The sequence below is a fragment of the Sulfurospirillum sp. E15m genome, from assembly GCF_059415145.1.
The window spans coordinates 119,454-135,898 of the sequence record NZ_JCAHZS010000001.1 but is presented as its reverse complement, the minus strand read 5'-3'; the positions used below and the strand labels follow the sequence as shown (position 1 = coordinate 135,898).

The following is a 16,445-nucleotide window of genomic DNA, read 5'->3' as shown; positions in this document are numbered from 1 at the left end:
CTAAACTGCTGGTAACATATAAAGAGGCTCTATCTCATCACTAAATTGTGAAGGATTTAACTCAGTAGGTAACTGAAAATTTTGCTCAATATTATCATCAAAATGCCGTGTCACAATCTCATGATTCTCTTTAACAAAATAGAGATTTCGCATTGCTTTAATGGGTTTATTATTATTCAGTACAAATCCATCACAGGCAAATAGTGGAATATTAAGACTCAAACTGAGTGTTTTTAAAAAAATATAACTAATTTTAATCGCCATAAAACTTCCAGGCCCTCGTGCGAAAAAGAGTCTAGCTGGGCTATAATCTTCGAGGATCGTTGCAAAAAGAATAGGGAGTACTTCACTGGTTTGTTCTGTCGTTTGATAATTTTTAATTAAATGGTTATCACTATAGACGCCAATTTGCAAAGGAGATGCAAGTGAAATAACAACAATATCAACAATTTTTTTTATGCGTAGACCTTTTCAAATTCTTGTGCTTTTTCTGGACTGAGTGCTCTAATTTCATAATTACTTGGATCTCTTAATATAGCCTTAGTCAATTCATGATTCAGATTGTGGCTACCTGCAAAAGAGCTATAATCACCCACAAAAGGTGCTCCGAGCAATGATAAATCACCAATGGCGTCCAAAATTTTATGGCGAACAAACTCATTGGAAAAACGCAACCCTTCTGGATTAAGAATTTTATGATCATCCATAACCACAGCGTTGTCTAATGAACCGCCAAGAGCAAGTCCTCTTGAACGTAGCATTTGTGCGTCTTTTAGAAATCCAAATGTTCGTGCACGTGCTATCTCTTCAATAAAATTCTTTTTGCTAAACTCAAAACCGTACTCTTGTCTGCCAATAGCAGGATGATTAAATTCAATCACAAAACTATAACTTGGTTTCAAACTAGGAGTGACTCGCGCAAATTTTTTGCCATCGGATACTTCAATTTCTTTTTTAATAATAAGCACATGCTTTGTTTCATCCAGCTTTCTAATACCTGCTTCATCAAGCATCATACAAAAGCTAGCACTACTTCCGTCCATTACAGGAACTTCAGGACCATCTAGAACAACACGTACATTATCAATACCATAGGCATAAATTGCTGAGAGCAAATGCTCAATTGTTGAAATATAGGCACTTGAATTACCAATGACCGTTGCCATCTGAGTATTAACAACATTCTCAGGTGTTGCTTTGACTAAGAGACCAACATCACTTCTGTAAAAAAGTATTCCATTATTTGCTTCAAGTGGCTCTAAGTGCATTTGAATAGGCTCACCTTTATGAAGCCCTATGCCGATGCCACTTACAGCTCTAGCCAATGTTGTTTGTTTCACACAACTTCCTTTATCTCCAACACATGTTCACGCATAACAATTTTTTGAAGAATATTTTCTTTCAGCATCTCTCGTTCCACAATCTCCCCATTAAAAATGAGGTGACCTCGTGGACTGATGCCATTGAGTACGATATAATCGCCATCACATTGTACTAATCCGTCAATAATACCATAAATACTTAAGCTCTCTTCACAAAAAACTTTCGCACCACTATTCACACGGCCAAAAATAACCATCGGGAGGCTTTCATGAATTTCTTCACCGGAGCGTATAGGTCTATCGTACAATTTTAATTTTCGATTCTGCTTCGTATCGTTCGTCTGAATTGCAATCTCTTGAGTGGCTTCTTTTTGAATAGGTTCATCAACGAAAGCCGCTTCTTTTTTTATACCTGCGAAACGTATGTTACACTGATTAATGTCTTTATAACATACCCCACTCTGCTCTAATAAGAAGCCTATTTTGGGTGTAATATTCCCTTCTATAAGCAAAAAGAATTCCTTCAAAAGGAGGCTGTTTTTTTTAAAATAATCAAGAAATGCTGCTTCATCATCAATTTCGATGTGAAACACTCTGACATTTTTTTGCGTTACTTTCATCTGTCAATCATCTTCTTTGCTGAATCAATAATATTGTAGATACTCTCTTTCAACCACACTTCATCCATCCACTCCTCAGGTCTTACATCAACCCCTTGAACATACATTCCAAAGTGAAGATGATCTCCCAAAGCCAAACCTGTTAAACCGGTTTTTGCTATCACATCGCCTGCTTTGACAACATCGCCCTCTTTTACCAAGAAGCTTGAACAGTGACCGTAAAGAGAATAAACGCCTAACCCATGTGAGATGATAATATTATTACCGTAAATACCATTTTCTCGCGCTAAAACAACAACACCATCGTTTGATGTTTGAATAGGTGCTTGAGCATTACTTGCCAAATCTAAACCTAGATGATAAGACTCACTTGTAGGCTGTTTTTCATACTCGTAAAAACGATGATCTCCAAAACTTGCAACAACTTTGCCATTGCGTAATGGGTAAAATGGTTTTAAGAAAAATCCATTAATTAGGTCGGTTTGAATCGTCGATGTTACTTTTAATATGACATCTTCATTGCCATCACGCATCGTTTCATTAACAAATTTAAATTTTTCCAATCTTCCCAATGATGAGCGTTCTGGTGCGACTTCCGAAATAAGGTCGGCAATTTTACCATCTAAGAAACGATCTTCAAGTTGAATCGTTGATGTCTTGTATTTACGATCTTGAAGAAAATATGGAATATGTGCTTTTGTGATATTACCGGCTCTATCAATAGCAACCACCGCTGCGCTAAAGTTTTCAGCACGAGTCGGCCATGCAACTAAAGAGATATAATAACCCTCTTTATAAAAAGGTGTTGGATAAAACTTTTTGCCAAAACTTGTCTCAATATACAGCGATTTCATCGCTTCGTCTTGAGCTTTGAAAATAACAGTAGCAACGCCACCTTTCATAATTTTATACGAACTTCCAACAATGGTTACCTCAGGTCTTCTAGTATCGACTTTAATAATGGCTTTAGCACTTGCATGATTTCCTGAAAAGAAATTCCATTTACTGGCATCCACAGCTTCAATACTGAGTTCAAACAGTTTTTTATTTGCACCAAAACCTGTTTTTGGAAAAGAAAGATTAAGATCGACAATTTGCTCAGGCGTTTTAAGTACCTTACTCTCTAAATCCACACTCTTTTCACCATCATACAGAGATGCTTTAACCATTTTTATGCCGCTTTCGTCGCCTACTTGAACATGGATTGGGTCTTTTAAATTCCATTCGATTTCTTTTTGAAGCATAATCTTTGGAGCTTCTCTTTCAAATAAACTCGAATTATAGACATAAGCCAATCCACCGACTAAAATTAAAAAAATCAGCCCTAAAAGAAGTGCCGCTACTGAGGATTTTCGTTGTTTTTTCATTTCTAATTTATCCTTTTAATTTTCTCAACAATTTCGTCTCGAAGTATTGTGGGGTCACAAGCTGGCACTTCAAATCCTGCCGCTGTTTTATGACCTCCACCATGATACTCCAAAGCAATTTTTGAGACATTAATATCTTTACTACGTAATGAGACTTTATAGCCTCCCTCATTCTCTTCCAAAATCATAATTGCAACTGTCACATTGACAATACTGCGTAGCATATTGACGATATTTTTAGTATCGTGTCTTTTTGCACCGGTTGCCTCTAGCGTTGCTCTATCAAAAATAATTGTTGCAATTGTACCATGCTCATACACATCAAAGTGATTGAGCATATACCCCATCAACCTGATTTTTGAGAGTGGCTCACGACGTTTTACTTTTGAAGCAATATCTTGAGGATTGGCTCCACATTTCACTAATTGCGACACAATAGTAAATGTTTGTTCATCCATATCACCGTACAAAAAGAAACCAGTATCATCAGCTATTGCCGTATAAAGACATATTGCGCACGCTTTTGTTATCTCAACTTTGTTAGCTTTTAGAAGTTCATACACGACCATACCTGCGCTACTAAAACGATCAACAACAACGTTTATCGTACCAAAATAGCGATTGGTTATATGATGGTCAATGTTGATAATCTCATAATCGCCTTCTGGAATTTTTAGGCGATCTTGGGTTGAGCAATCGCAACTTACAACCAAATCAAATTGCTTAGGCAATTCATGTTTAATTTTTGAAAAACCAGGTAAAAAGTCGTATACCGTTGGTAATTCTTTATTTTTGTTGTAATGCGTTACTTTTTTTCCAACTCGGATTAAAACTTCATAGAGTGCTAAAGCGCTACCTAGCGTATCTCCATCAGGATGTACATGCGAAACAATAACGATATGATTTGCTTCAAGCATCTTTTTCCACGCTTGTTGATACATTCTCGATACCACCTTGAGATAAAAGGGCGATTATACTTAATTTTAGCTGATATGTATATTATCTTGCTTTTTTAGAGCTTTTGTAAACAAAGGCTAAAACTTCAGCAACTGCCTTATAAAGATTTTCAGGAATCAACTCTCCAAGATTGCATTTTTTGTAGAGTTCGCGCGCTAAAGGCGGGTTTTCAACAATTTGAATATTATAATTCATGGCCACTTCTTTAATGCGCAAAGCCACATAATCTGTCCCTTTGGCAATCACTTTGGGCGCCGCCTCTTTATCTTGATTATAGCGAATCGCAATGGCATAGTGCGTTGGATTGGTAATCACAACATCTGCTTGCGGAATCTCTTGCATCATACGCTTTCGTGTCATTTGCATTTGAATTTGCCGAATCTTTGCTTTAATTTTAGGGTCACCTTCCATCTGTTTATACTCATCTTTAATCTCTTGTTTACTCATACGTAAGCTTTTAAAATAGGTATAGCGAACAAACAATAAATCCATTAAGGCCAAAATTAAAAAGATAAGTAGAATCACTGCGGCTAAAATCAGTACCTTTGACTTTAACCAGGCTAACTGTTCATAAAGCGGAAAATAGATCACCGTAGGAAGTTCTTTGGTAAATTCAAGTAGAAAATAATAACTCACCCACATTACAACGGTTACTTTTAAAATAGTTTTGATCGTTTCGACTAGTTTTTTAATAGATAAAAGGTTTTTCAGTCCTTTAATAGGATCTAGCTTGCTAAAATCCGGCATGAGTGGTTTGGTTGTAAAAATAAACCCTGTTTGTAGAATATTGGCAAGTAAGCCAGCAATAGCAACGGACAAGGCAAGGGGAATGACCATATAAATAATTTCACGAAATGTAACTATGGAGACTTGAAGCGTGACTTCTTTGGTTATTTCACTGCCAATAAGGGACTGATAATAGTAGTATAAATAGACAACACGTGACTCAATCCAAGAAAGCATTGCCAAAAAAGCCACCAAAGCAACCACCAACGTGACAAAAGCGCTGGTGTCCATACTTTTAGGGACATTACCGTCTTTTCGGGCGTCTTCTATTTTCTTGGAGGTGGCTTCTTCGGTCTTTTCTTGATCATCAGCCACGCATCATCCTTTGTGGTTAGATGAGCGTTTTGTGCGTGATTTTCATTGAAAAATCAAGCCATACGGCTTGATGAATCAAACTACCACTGCTGATAGCATCCACACCCGTTTGAGCATATGCCACAATATTTTCTTTGGTAATATTGCCACTGGCTTCTAAAAGAACATGCGAAAAATAATCATTTTTGTAAGCAACCACTTCAGAAATAGCCACATGAGACATGTTATCGCACATAATAATATCCGCACCGCATTGCATTGCAAACTTTGCAAATTCGACATCTTCGCACTCAATTTCTATTTTACATGTAAAAGGGAGTTTCTCTCTGGCTTCCTCAATAAAAAGTTTTAAATCATCAATGGTTTGAAGATGAGTGTCTTTAATCATCAAACAATCATCGAGGCCCATACGGTGATTATTGCCTCCGCCACAACGAATAGCGTATTTTTCAAACACACGCAAATGAGGTCTTGTTTTACGCGTATCGAGCAATTTGACACTGTGCCCTTCCAATGCTTTTTTATACGATGCCACATTCGTGGCAATTCCACTTGCATGTTGCATCAAGTTCAAAATCACACGTTCGCATCGTAAAATATTTTTTGATTTTCCTTCAATAAGGGCTACCAAATCACCTTTTTTGAGCGCATCACCATCATCAAAGTAAAACGTAATGTCTAGCTTATTCATTTTGCAGAGTGTTTTGACATAATCGCGTCCGGCAAAAATGCCTGTATCTTTACAGATAATATTGGCACTTGCAAAACTGTCTTTTCCCACTAAGGCAAATAAATCGCCTCTGCCAACATCCTCTGCCAATGCTTTTTTAACAAATGTTTTAATCATAGCTCAAACATCCTATTCAACGCCGCATGCGCCCATATACGCGTATCTTCAGAAATAGTAATTTCGTTTTCAAAACGCCCTTCTTGGATACTAAGAAGAACATTATAAACATCTTGAAGGGTCGTTTCATTCATCGTCGGACATTCTGGTTTGGTAGATGAGAGGATATAAGTATTTTCTTGACGCAACCGTTTCACCATATTGTATTCCGTACCAATAGCTACTTTCTGTTCCGGTGGCAATTTTTTCACATAATCAATAATTTGACTGGTTGAACCAACAAAATCGGAAAGCTCACACACTTCGGGTTTGCATTCAGGGTGTGTTACAATCAAAATATCAGGGTATTTTTCACGATAAAAAGCGATATCATCGACATCAAAAAGTTGATGAACCGAACAAAATCCATTGTAACAAATGATATCTGCTTCTTTTGGGTCTGTACCATCTGCCACAACACATGATTTCAGTCCCATCTCTTTTGCGATATTTTGTCCTAAACAACGGTCAGGAACAAACAGTATTTTTTTATTGCTCTCCAGTGCTTTTGTGATGATTTTCTTCGCATTAGAGCTCGTGCATACATAGCCACCCATTTTACCAACAGCCGCTTTCACTTCAGCAGAACAGTTGATATATGTAACAGGCAAGATATCTTCTTTTGTGAGTCCTTCTTTTTCTAAAAGCGCTATATTTTGGTTGTAATAATCCACATCAATCATTCTAGCCATTGCACAGCAAGCAATTTTTGGCATCAAAACACGCTTATTAGGTGCTAAAATCTTAACACTTTGCCCCATAAAACCTACGCCACAAAACAGTAAATTGGGATTGGCATCGTTAGCTGCCCATTGAGCAAGTTGTAATGAATCACCTTTATAATCCGCGAGTTCAAACACTTCATCTTTTTGATAAAAATGCGCCACAATACTGACTTGCAACTCTTTTTTGAGCTTTAAAATGGCCTCTTTGAGAGCTTGATTATCCACTGTAAAATCCTTTGGTTATATCACAATTTCGCATTATAGCGTTAAAGAAATAATAACAAAATTATTGCTATACTGCCTTATTTCAACAAAGGATTCTATGTGGATTTTCTCTTTAATATTAACGTCCAATTCTATATTTTAAGCTATCTTGTCGGCGGTATTCCGTTTGGGTTATTGCTCGCTAAACAATTTACGGGCAAAGACATCAGAGAAAGTGGTAGTGGCAGTATTGGAGCAACCAATGTTTTAAGAGTGCTCAAAGAGACCAATCCATCACTTGCTAAAAAATTGGCAATTACTACTGTCGTTTTAGATGCGCTCAAAGGTATTGTTGTTTTATTGGTTGCTAAATTAATGGGCTTAAGTATTGAGACACTTTGGAGTATTGCTGTTCTTGCCGTTATCGGTCACTGTTACAGTCCTTATTTAAAATTTGAAGGCGGCAAAGGTGTTGCGACAGGGGCAGGTGTTTTACTGATGATGTTGCCTATTGAGACTTTTATCGCTTTTATCACATGGTTTGTAGCAGGGAAAGTTCTTAAAATATCTTCACTCTCTTCATTACTAGCGCTTATTGCACTTATTGGATCATCGTTTATCATTCATCCAAATCTTGAAGGCATCAAAACACATGCGCCTTTATTTTTAATTGCGTTTGTTATTGTCTATAAACATATTCCAAATATTATGCGTCTATTTCAAGGCAAAGAGGCAAAAGTTATCTAAAATGATGCAAATTATCATCAAAGATTTAACGTTTGAGACGATTATCGGTATTTTAGAAGAGGAGCGTTTGTCTCCTCAAAAAGTTATTTTACATGTAAAAATAAATTATAACTACAGTCAAAAAAACTTTATTGATTATGCTCAAATCGCCTTCTATCTTGAAGAACAAATGAAAAAAGAGGCCTATTTTTTGATTGAAGATGCCTTAGAAGATTTAAGTCAAAAATTGCTTCATCTCTATCCTCAAATTCTTAAATTAAAGATAAAAATTTATAAACCTTCCATCCTGCCAAATGCGATAGTTGGGGTTGCGCGTAAAGTCAGCCGTAATAAAAATTAAAATTTCATTAAAAAAACTTTAAATCTAGCTAAAGTTGTGGTATAATCCCGTTTAAATTTTAGCAATTAAGGATTTTATAATGCGAATTTTAATCGTAGAAGATGAAGTAACCCTCAATAAGACTATTGCAGAAGGCTTACAAGAGTTTGGTTATCAAACAGATAGTTCCGAAAATTATAAAGATGCAGAATACTACATTGGTATTCGAAATTATGACCTCGTATTAACAGATTGGATGTTACCAGATGGTGATGGCGTTGATTTGATCAACCTCATTAAACAAAAATCTCCTCGTACAGCAGCAGTTATTATCTCTGCAAAAGATGACAAAGAGAGCGAAATTAAAGCACTTAAAGCAGGTGCAGATGATTATATTCGTAAACCATTTGATTTTGATATTTTAGTTGCACGTATCGAAGCAAGACTTCGTTTTGGCGGCACAAATGTGATCAAAATTGATGACCTTACGATTGATCCAGATGAAGAAAAAATTACCTATAAGGGTCAAGAGATTGAACTAAAAGGTAAACCGTTTGAAGTCTTAACACACCTTGCTCGTCACAGTGACCAAATCGTATCTAAAGAACAACTTTTAGATGCTATCTGGGAAGAGCCAGAACTTGTTACACCAAACGTTATTGAAGTTGCTATTAACCAAATTCGTCAAAAAATGGACAAACCACTTGAAATCTCTACCATTGAAACAGTAAGACGAAGAGGTTATAGATTTTGCTTTCCCAAAAAAGTATAAGAGATAGTTTTATATTACAATTAGTGTCTGCTTCGGCGACACTAATTGTCATCTTCTCCGTCATCCTGTATAACTACATCAAAATTTCTATTTTTGAAGATATCATACAAGAACTTACAAAACAAGCTCAAATGATCGCAACATCGCGTACCAGCTCGGTTGAACGTATGGGCATTAATATTTTTGATCCTTCTTTAAGTTCCATCAATAATCCCGCTGACGTGCATGTCAGTGTTGCGATACGTGTCAATCAACAAAACATTCCTTCCTTTGAGCAAAGTGAAAATAATGGTGAATACTTTTTAACGATTTACTATCCGCTTGAAAAACGTTTACATCATTTTATTTCCATTACAAAAAACATCTCTAATACGTATGTGCTTCTGGATAAAATTCTCAAGAATATTTTGATTATTAATCTAACGGCCATCTTTTTGATTCTCTTTTATGCCCTATTTCTTTCACGCATGCTTGTCTTGCCTATACGCTCCTTAACGACAAAATTGGCAACTATGAATGAAAACTTTCTACAAATAATTGATATACAAAAATTACCCAATGAGTTTCAACCATTAGGCAATAGTATTAATAAACTCGTTGAGCGTATCCAAATTTTTGTGAATTCTCAAAAAGAACTTTTTATTGGTGCCGCGCATGAACTTAAAACGCCTCTTGCCGTTATGAAAACAAAAAATGAAGTGACACTTTTAAAACCACGCGAATCTGAAAAGTATATTGATACTCTAAAAAGCAATAACCAAACGATTAATGATATGAACAAAATGATTGGCAACATTTTAGAAATTGGACGGCAAGAAGGAGCTCAATTTGAAAAGCCTGTTGAGATTGATTTGGTACTTTTTTTAAAAGAACAGATCAATAATTATACAATTCTTTCGAAGATGGAAGAGAAAAATATCATTGAAGAAATTACTCCAAAACACTATAAAATTATTATCCAACCTACTCTTTTAGTACATATTTTGCAAAATTTTGTTCAAAATGCCATTAAGTTCACTCCGATTGGTGGCAAAATAACTATCCAAGCCTATCTTAACAAAGATGGGTTTTATATTCATGTCATTGATGAAGGCATTGGTATTGATGAGAGTAAAGACCTCTTTGCACCCTTTAAACGCTATGGAAATCAAACAGGCGCTGGACTTGGACTTTTCCTAGCAAAAAATGCTGCAGATGCAATCGGCGCTAAAATATCACTCAAAAACCGTGAAGATATGCAAGGTACTCGTGCAACACTTTTTATTCCCCTACGCAAACACACTATTTAAATTTCGTTAAAGTATTTTTAGTGTATAAACTCGTCAAGAAAATTGACTTTAACGAAGGAAAGTAAGCATGTCTTTAATGATAACGGAAGAATGTATCGCATGTGACGCATGTCGCGACGAATGTCCCAATGGCGCTATAGAAGAGTCTGATCCGATTTATATTATTGATCCAGATGTCTGTACAGAATGTGTGGGCCACTATGATGAGCCTGCTTGTATTTCTGTTTGCCCGGTTGAATGTATTATCCCTGATCCTGATAACATTGAGAGTGTTGAAGAACTCAAGCTAAAATACGAACAACTCAACAGCGACAATTAATGTCTAAACGAACAGCCATTATAGATATAGGGTCTAACTCCGCTCGAATGGCTATCTTTGAGAAAAGTAGTCGCTTTGCATTTCATTTAGTTAATGAAACCAAAAGTCGTGTTCGTATTGGAGAAGGTGCCTATAATGATGGCGGAATTTTACAAGAACCCGCCCTCAAGCGTGCCTATACTGCTTTAGAAGAGTTTGGGCATATTATTAAGAGCTTTCAATGCTCTAAAACACTTTGCATAGCAACTTCAGCACTACGAGACGCGCCTAATGCTTCAGAGTTCATCAATCAAATACGCAATGACCTTAATATTCATATTAAAATTATTGAAGGTACGAAAGAAGCTTATTTTGGTGCCGTAGGTGCACTGAACTATCTTAAAGAAATCAAAGAAGCTGTCACAATTGACATTGGTGGAGGTTCAACAGAACTCGCCAAAATTGAGAATGGCCTCATTGTTGAGACTATCTCTTTAAATATTGGTACGGTACGCCTTAAAGAGCTTTTCTTTGACAAAAAAGTTCCATTAGATAAAGTTCGTTCATTCATTGATAATGAAATTTCTAAGATTCCAGAACGTTTTACATGTAATACCATCATCGGCATTGGAGGAACATTACGTTCTCTTTCAAAAATCATTATGGAACGCACGAACTACCCTTTAAAAACGGTGCATGGATTTGAATATGAAATCTCTAAACACGAATCTTTTGTCAATGCAATTGTTACTTCAGATGTCTTAGGTCTTAAGAATCTTGGTATTCGCAAAGACAGATACGACACCATGCGTGAAGGGTGTATTATTTTTCAATCTATCTCCAAAAGACTCTCCAACCAAATCATGATAACGAGTGGAGCGGGGGTAAGAGAAGGCGCTTATTTATGTGATTTGCTACGTTCTCACCATCATAAATTTAGCCCCGAGTTTAAGCTCAGTTTGAGAAGCCTCAAAGATCGTTTTAGTATGATGGGAAAAGAGAATTTACATGTAAAAAAAATTGCGCTCTCTTTGTTCGATACATTAGCGCCTATTCACATGATTGATCCTTGTTTTAAACATGAGTTAGGTGTTGCAGCTGAACTTTACAATATTGGTATAAAGCTAGGTTTTTATCAGAATCAATTGCACAGTTTTTACTTTATTTTGAATAATCTCAACTATGGTTTTTCACACGAACAGAAAATACTGATTGCTATGCTTATAAAGTATCATGTTAATAAATTACCCAGTGAAGAAGATATACAAACCTATAAAATGCTGCTTCCTGACACTGCAACGCTGCATTGGTTAAGTTTCTTACTCTCTTTAGCTAAAGCTATCAATACTGATTTACATCAAAGTTATACCTCTTTTAGCTACCAAAACCATACGCTGACCATTCAAAGTGAATCAAAGCTTTTCCTCGCCAGAGAACAAATTAAACAGCTCCTTAAACCTGCTTCATTTGCTATTATTATTAAATCACTGTAAAAAGAGTTATTGAGTTTATTTAGAAGAAAGAAGATTCAAGAGAGCATCAAAAGCTCTCTTGAGAGAAGGTACTATTAGAATTTTTGACCGATTGTAAATTCAAAAGAAGCCGTTCTATCGCCTGCTTTATCCATAACTGGTTGTGAAAAAATCAAGCCGATTGGTCCAAGAGGCGATGTCCATTCTAGAGCAACACCCGTACCGCCACGTTTAATATCAAGATTATCTTCACCAATCATACCGTAATCAAAAAAGATTGCTCCACGCATTTTCAGACGCTCAATCAATGGAAAACTCATTTCAACGGTATTGACGAGCATTGTATTACCACCAATGAGTGTACCATTGGCATTAACAGGAGAAATCGAATTAGATTCATATCCACGTAATGTTCTCACACCACCCATATAAAATCTCTCACCGTATGAATATTTCTCATCGGCAGAGTCAATGGCAAGGTATTTAAACTGTGCTTTATAACGTAAAATTAAATCGTAATCAATCAAATCTTGTAATCCATAGTAGATAGCAAATTTATTAATACTACTCATGAATTTTTCATCGCCACCAAGTCCCGCAATTTCCAAACTTGTGCTAGCTGCGATACCACTGCGTGGTAAATAGTAATCATCTGTGTTGTTAAATGAAATTGCAGGAACTACAGAACTTTTAATTGTTGTATCTAGGGTATAAAGGTCTGTATCAATTGTTGAATCTACATTAGAGAGTTTGTTTTGTTCCAAAATATAACCTAATGATACGCCCCAGTTACGTGCAATTTTACGACCTAGGACAACATTAATTCCATATTTTTTTTCATCATAATAGTAGTAATCGTTGTCCGCTGCGTAAATTTTTCCACCTAAGCTGTAAACAGAATCGAACAATCGTGGATTTGATAGCGATAATGCACCATTCAGTTCACTATCAGAACGCTCTACATCAATACCTGCTCTTAGACCTGAACCAAAAATATTGCCATCAGAAACACTTGCACTTAAAAGGAGACCATCGGATGAACCATAACCAATACCACCACCAATAGAGCCAGTCGCAGCTTCTTTGACGTTAATAACAAGATCCATCTTGTCTTTGCTAAGACGTTCTTCTTTAATCTCAACATCTTCAAAATAACCTGTACGTTTTAATGCACTCTTCGTATCTGTGACATCTGTTCTGCTGTATAAATCGCCATTAGCCAAATATACTTCACGTCTTACAACTCTATCAATTGTTCGACTATTTCCAGCAATACGTACATTATTAATATACACTTTTTCACCAGGAATAACATGATACGTAATGTTTGCTATATGATTTTTTTTGTCATTTTTGACATCGGGGATAATTCTAACAAAAGCATAACCAAGGTCAGCTATTTTTGTTTCAATCAATGTCATATCTTTGCGAAGCTTTGCAACATTGAATACTTTCCCACTATGCAGAAACATGGATTCGATAATTGCTTGTGTGTCAATCATCCCTTCAGGAACATCAATGGCGATATCTCCCACTTGATATTGTTCACCCTCATTAATGCTGTACACCAAATCCGCTGTATAGCTATCAAGATACGTTTTTAAAAAAGGTTGGCTCACTTCACAATCAAGGTAACCTTTTTGCATATAGGTGTCTTTTATACGAGCTGAATCATGTTCCAAGTCGTTAGTTCGAAGCTTTCCATCGTTAAAACCCCACATCCAAGGTAACCATTCTGCCGCTTTATTTGCAATGTTTGGTTCAATATCATTATATTTTAACTCTTTAGAGCCACATAATGTGACATTTTTAATAACAATATTCTCGCCACGATTAATAATAAAATCAAGCGACATCGAAAGCTTTTCAGTAAGAGGCTCTGTTTTCGTTTCTACAACGGTATCAAAATACCCTTTATCTTCATAAAATTTAATGATTTTTTGTTTTGTAGCTTCAGCACGTTCAGGGTCATACACTTCGCCTTTTTTAATGCCTGATATTTTAGTAATCTCATCTTTATCGCTATCACTAATACCTAAAAAATCAATTTTGGCTACTACAGGTTTTTCTTTTACATGAAAAACAAGAGCACCATCGCTAACTTCTTCAACCCACACATCTTCAAAATAATTTTGTTTATAAAGTGTTTTGATCGCTTTATCAATTTTTTCCATATCGACTGAGTCACCGGATCTCATATCGATCATTTCCGAAGCCATCTCAGGGGAGAGGTGGATCAAACCATCAAACTGGAGGCTTTTTAACTGAGCCGCACACAGTGAAGTTGCGACAACGAGAGACAACGCAGTTATTTTTTTCATACTGATTAGCCCTAGAATATAATTTTTAGATATTTTGAAATATAATACCATCTCTAGAATTAAGTGCCTATTAAACCTAACTATAGGCAATATTAGGGTACTTAACGTCGTGAAAGAAGGAGACAAAATGGTTGTTGGTATTGTAGGGCTTGGCTTAATGGGAGGCTCTTTAGGTTTAGCGCTTCAAAATACAAAATTGGTGTCAAAGATTGTAGGCTTTGATCACAATTTAAGTCACTGCGAAGAAGCTCTAAAATTGGGCTTAGTGGCAGATATTGTCTCATTTGCTGAAATAAAAAAGTGCGACGTCATCTTTTTAGCAATTCCTGTTGAAGGTATTATTAAGACTCTTCAAGAGATGCAAGATGTTTCAAACAAAACAACGATTATTGAACTGGGTAGTACAAAAGCGGAAATTATTGCCTCTGTGCCAAAATGTATTCGAGACCGTTTTATTGCTGCGCATCCTATGACAGGAACCGAGAAATTTGGTCCAAGTGCTGCCATTCAAAATCTATATCACGATAAAGTTGTTGTGCTTTGCGATACAGATAATAGTGGAGATTTACATAAAAACAGAGCTATTCAGATATTCTCTCATATTGGTATGAAAATTGTTTTTATGGATCCTATTGCGCATGATGACCATGCTTCCTTTATCTCCCATTTACCTCACGTGATCAGTTATGCATTGGCTAATACTGTGATGGGACAAGAAGATCCAAAAAGTATTTTATCGCTTGCGGCAGGTGGTTTTAGGGATATGAGTCGTATTGCCAAAAGCTCCCCGCACATGTGGTCTGATATTTTTAAACAAAATAGAAAAAATCTTTTGCATTCTATTGACATTTTTGAAAAAGAGCTTGAAAAATCTAAAAAAATGATTGAGGAAGAGGATTGGGGCAGTTTGGAAGCATGGATGAGCAAAGCAACCACACTTCATAAAATTTTATAAAGAATCTTTACATGTAAAGATTCTAAGTTTCTTTCAAACGTATTTTTACAAAAGATATTTTTGAATTGACATGTAAAACCGTTTTAGACTATTCCCCGCCAAATCGGACTAAGGCACTTGCCCATGTAAAACCACCACCAAAGGTATCCAAAAGCATTAAATCACCTTTTTTGATACGTCCCTCTTCATAGGCTTCATTGATTGCCATAGGAATTGATGCAGCAGAAGTATTCCCATATTTTGCAACGGTTAGAACGGTTTTTTCAATAGGAAAATCAAGCTTTTCACGAACAGCTTCTATGATTCGAAAGTTAGCTTGATGGGGAATGAAATGATCAATTTGAGAAGATTTAAGATTATTTGTTTCTAAAATATCAATCACATCTTTTGTCAAAGTTTTCACTGCTATTTTATAAACGTCGTTGCCTTTCATTTTAATGAAATTGAGTTTATTATCTAATGTTTCTTGGGAACACGGAAACTTTGAACCACAACCGGGTGTAATTAAATAATCTCCATAGCGACCATCAGCAGAAGCATGTATATCAATAATTGCTTCATTCTGCTCGGTTGTCGCACTGATAATAGCAGCACCTGCACCATCTCCAAAGAGGATACATGTACCACGGTCAGTGTAATCAATAACGCTACTCACTTTTTCAGCGCCAACAATCAAAATATTTTTTTTCATGCCAGATTCAATATAAGCTTTCGCCATGGAAAGCATATATACAAATCCGCTACATGCGGCACTAATATCATACGCCATAACATTATTGATACCTAATTTTGCTGCAATAATACATGCCGTTGAAGGCATACAAAGATGATCAGGGGAGAGTGTCGCACAAATAACCAAATCAATATCTTCTGTAGCAAGACCTGAGCGTTCTATGGCTATTTGCGCTGCTTTTACACCTAAATCACTGGTTGCTTCTTCATCACTTGCGATACGTCGTTCTTTAATACCTGTTCGTTTTTCTATCCACTCATCACTCGTATCAACCATTTTTTCAAGATCAAAATTACTTAAAATACGAGATGGAGCATAAGCTCCGATAGATTTTAAAGATGCGTACACAAATCTCCT

17 protein-coding genes are annotated in these 16,445 nt (G+C 36.1%); 7 read left to right on the top strand and 10 right to left on the bottom strand.

Annotated elements, in window-relative coordinates:
* The 8 genes from AC5SLP_RS00705 to nadA are packed head-to-tail and all read right to left on the bottom strand — an operon-like array spanning position 1 to position 7,203.
* A complete protein-coding gene (locus tag AC5SLP_RS00705; RefSeq protein WP_495253214.1) occupies positions 1 to 414 on the bottom strand; it encodes a hypothetical protein in 414 nt (137 codons plus the stop codon).
* A 41-nt stretch (positions 415 to 455) separates the two neighbouring features.
* Positions 456 to 1,340, bottom strand: coding sequence for a UDP-3-O-acyl-N-acetylglucosamine deacetylase (lpxC, locus tag AC5SLP_RS00700; RefSeq protein WP_495253213.1), 885 nt, complete (start codon positions 1,338 to 1,340; stop codon positions 456 to 458).
* The gene (gene minC, locus AC5SLP_RS00695) at positions 1,337 to 1,942 is read right to left on the bottom strand and encodes a septum site-determining protein MinC (RefSeq protein WP_495253212.1); all 606 of its coding nucleotides are present in this window, start codon (positions 1,940 to 1,942) and stop codon (positions 1,337 to 1,339) included. The genes lpxC and minC overlap by 4 nt, the downstream gene beginning before the upstream one ends.
* Entirely contained in the window at positions 1,939 to 3,309 is a 1,371-nt protein-coding gene (pgp6, locus tag AC5SLP_RS00690; protein ID WP_495253211.1) for a peptidoglycan metallopeptidase Pgp6, read from the bottom strand. Before pgp6 ends, minC begins: the two co-directional genes overlap by 4 nt.
* A gap of 2 nt (positions 3,310 to 3,311) precedes the next feature.
* A complete protein-coding gene (locus AC5SLP_RS00685; protein WP_495253210.1) occupies positions 3,312 to 4,250 on the bottom strand; it encodes a DHH family phosphoesterase in 939 nt (312 codons plus the stop codon).
* Positions 4,251 to 4,308: 58 nt separating this feature from the next.
* Positions 4,309 to 5,367, bottom strand: coding sequence for a flagellar biosynthesis protein FlhB (gene flhB / locus AC5SLP_RS00680; protein ID WP_495253209.1), 1,059 nt, complete (start codon positions 5,365 to 5,367; stop codon positions 4,309 to 4,311).
* A 16-nt stretch (positions 5,368 to 5,383) separates the two neighbouring features.
* On the bottom strand, positions 5,384 to 6,214 hold the full coding sequence (gene nadC, locus AC5SLP_RS00675; RefSeq protein ID WP_495253208.1) for a carboxylating nicotinate-nucleotide diphosphorylase: 831 nt from the start codon (positions 6,212 to 6,214) through the stop codon (positions 5,384 to 5,386).
* Positions 6,211 to 7,203, bottom strand: a complete 993-nt coding sequence (nadA, locus tag AC5SLP_RS00670; RefSeq protein ID WP_495253207.1) for a quinolinate synthase NadA — start codon at positions 7,201 to 7,203, stop codon at positions 6,211 to 6,213. Before nadA ends, nadC begins: the two co-directional genes overlap by 4 nt.
* A gap of 99 nt (positions 7,204 to 7,302) precedes the next feature.
* Between nadA and plsY the strand changes: the two genes are divergently transcribed.
* The 6 genes from plsY to AC5SLP_RS00640 all read left to right on the top strand — a co-directional run bounded on the left by plsY (position 7,303) and on the right by AC5SLP_RS00640 (position 12,100).
* Positions 7,303 to 7,929 carry a glycerol-3-phosphate 1-O-acyltransferase PlsY gene (plsY, locus tag AC5SLP_RS00665; RefSeq protein WP_495253206.1) on the top strand — a complete coding sequence of 209 codons (627 nt, stop codon included), beginning with the start codon at positions 7,303 to 7,305 and terminating at the stop codon, positions 7,927 to 7,929.
* A gap of 1 nt (position 7,930) precedes the next feature.
* Entirely contained in the window at positions 7,931 to 8,269 is a 339-nt protein-coding gene (locus AC5SLP_RS00660) for a dihydroneopterin aldolase (RefSeq protein ID WP_495253205.1), read from the top strand.
* A 79-nt stretch (positions 8,270 to 8,348) separates the two neighbouring features.
* Positions 8,349 to 9,020 (top strand): homeostatic response regulator transcription factor HsrA, encoded by a 672-nt coding sequence (gene hsrA, locus AC5SLP_RS00655; protein ID WP_012856039.1) that lies wholly within the window; start codon positions 8,349 to 8,351, stop codon positions 9,018 to 9,020.
* The gene (locus tag AC5SLP_RS00650) at positions 8,999 to 10,309 is read left to right on the top strand and encodes a sensor histidine kinase (RefSeq protein ID WP_495253204.1); all 1,311 of its coding nucleotides are present in this window, start codon (positions 8,999 to 9,001) and stop codon (positions 10,307 to 10,309) included. The genes hsrA and AC5SLP_RS00650 overlap by 22 nt, the downstream gene beginning before the upstream one ends.
* 67 nt (positions 10,310 to 10,376) lie before the next feature.
* Positions 10,377 to 10,628 (top strand): YfhL family 4Fe-4S dicluster ferredoxin, encoded by a 252-nt coding sequence (locus AC5SLP_RS00645; RefSeq protein ID WP_012856037.1) that lies wholly within the window; start codon positions 10,377 to 10,379, stop codon positions 10,626 to 10,628.
* A complete protein-coding gene (locus AC5SLP_RS00640) occupies positions 10,628 to 12,100 on the top strand; it encodes a Ppx/GppA phosphatase family protein (protein WP_495253203.1) in 1,473 nt (490 codons plus the stop codon). The genes AC5SLP_RS00645 and AC5SLP_RS00640 overlap by 1 nt, the downstream gene beginning before the upstream one ends.
* Positions 12,101 to 12,174: 74 nt before the next feature.
* On the opposite strand, the gene bamA is transcribed toward AC5SLP_RS00640, so the two are convergent.
* Positions 12,175 to 14,400 carry an outer membrane protein assembly factor BamA gene (gene bamA, locus AC5SLP_RS00635; protein ID WP_495253202.1) on the bottom strand — a complete coding sequence of 742 codons (2,226 nt, stop codon included), beginning with the start codon at positions 14,398 to 14,400 and terminating at the stop codon, positions 12,175 to 12,177.
* Between the two features lie 127 nt (positions 14,401 to 14,527).
* On the opposite strand from bamA, the gene AC5SLP_RS00630 reads away from it, so the two are divergent.
* Positions 14,528 to 15,355: a prephenate dehydrogenase gene (locus AC5SLP_RS00630; protein ID WP_495253201.1), complete on the top strand. Its 828-nt coding sequence runs from the start codon at positions 14,528 to 14,530 to the stop codon at positions 15,353 to 15,355.
* Positions 15,356 to 15,443: 88 nt separating this feature from the next.
* On the opposite strand, the gene AC5SLP_RS00625 is transcribed toward AC5SLP_RS00630, so the two are convergent.
* The gene (locus AC5SLP_RS00625; protein WP_495253200.1) at positions 15,444 to 16,436 is read right to left on the bottom strand and encodes a beta-ketoacyl-ACP synthase III; all 993 of its coding nucleotides are present in this window, start codon (positions 16,434 to 16,436) and stop codon (positions 15,444 to 15,446) included.
* Between the last annotated feature and the right edge of the window lie 9 nt (positions 16,437 to 16,445).

Excerpts from the sequence above, each read along its gene's own strand:
- minC (WP_495253212.1), bottom strand. The coding sequence starts at position 1,942 with ATGAAAGTAACGCAAAAAAATGTCAGAGTGTTTCACATCGAAATTGAT.
- pgp6 (WP_495253211.1), bottom strand. The coding sequence starts at position 3,309 with ATGAAAAAACAACGAAAATCCTCAGTAGCGGCACTTCTTTTAGGGCTG.
- AC5SLP_RS00685 (WP_495253210.1), bottom strand. The coding sequence starts at position 4,250 with ATGTATCAACAAGCGTGGAAAAAGATGCTTGAAGCAAATCATATCGTT.
- nadC (WP_495253208.1), bottom strand. The coding sequence starts at position 6,214 with ATGATTAAAACATTTGTTAAAAAAGCATTGGCAGAGGATGTTGGCAGA.
- AC5SLP_RS00660 (WP_495253205.1), top strand. The coding sequence starts at position 7,931 with ATGATGCAAATTATCATCAAAGATTTAACGTTTGAGACGATTATCGGT.
- hsrA (WP_012856039.1), top strand. The coding sequence starts at position 8,349 with ATGCGAATTTTAATCGTAGAAGATGAAGTAACCCTCAATAAGACTATT.
- AC5SLP_RS00645 (WP_012856037.1), top strand. The coding sequence starts at position 10,377 with ATGTCTTTAATGATAACGGAAGAATGTATCGCATGTGACGCATGTCGC.
- AC5SLP_RS00640 (WP_495253203.1), top strand. The coding sequence starts at position 10,628 with ATGTCTAAACGAACAGCCATTATAGATATAGGGTCTAACTCCGCTCGA.
- bamA (WP_495253202.1), bottom strand. The coding sequence starts at position 14,400 with ATGAAAAAAATAACTGCGTTGTCTCTCGTTGTCGCAACTTCACTGTGT.
- AC5SLP_RS00630 (WP_495253201.1), top strand. The coding sequence starts at position 14,528 with ATGGTTGTTGGTATTGTAGGGCTTGGCTTAATGGGAGGCTCTTTAGGT.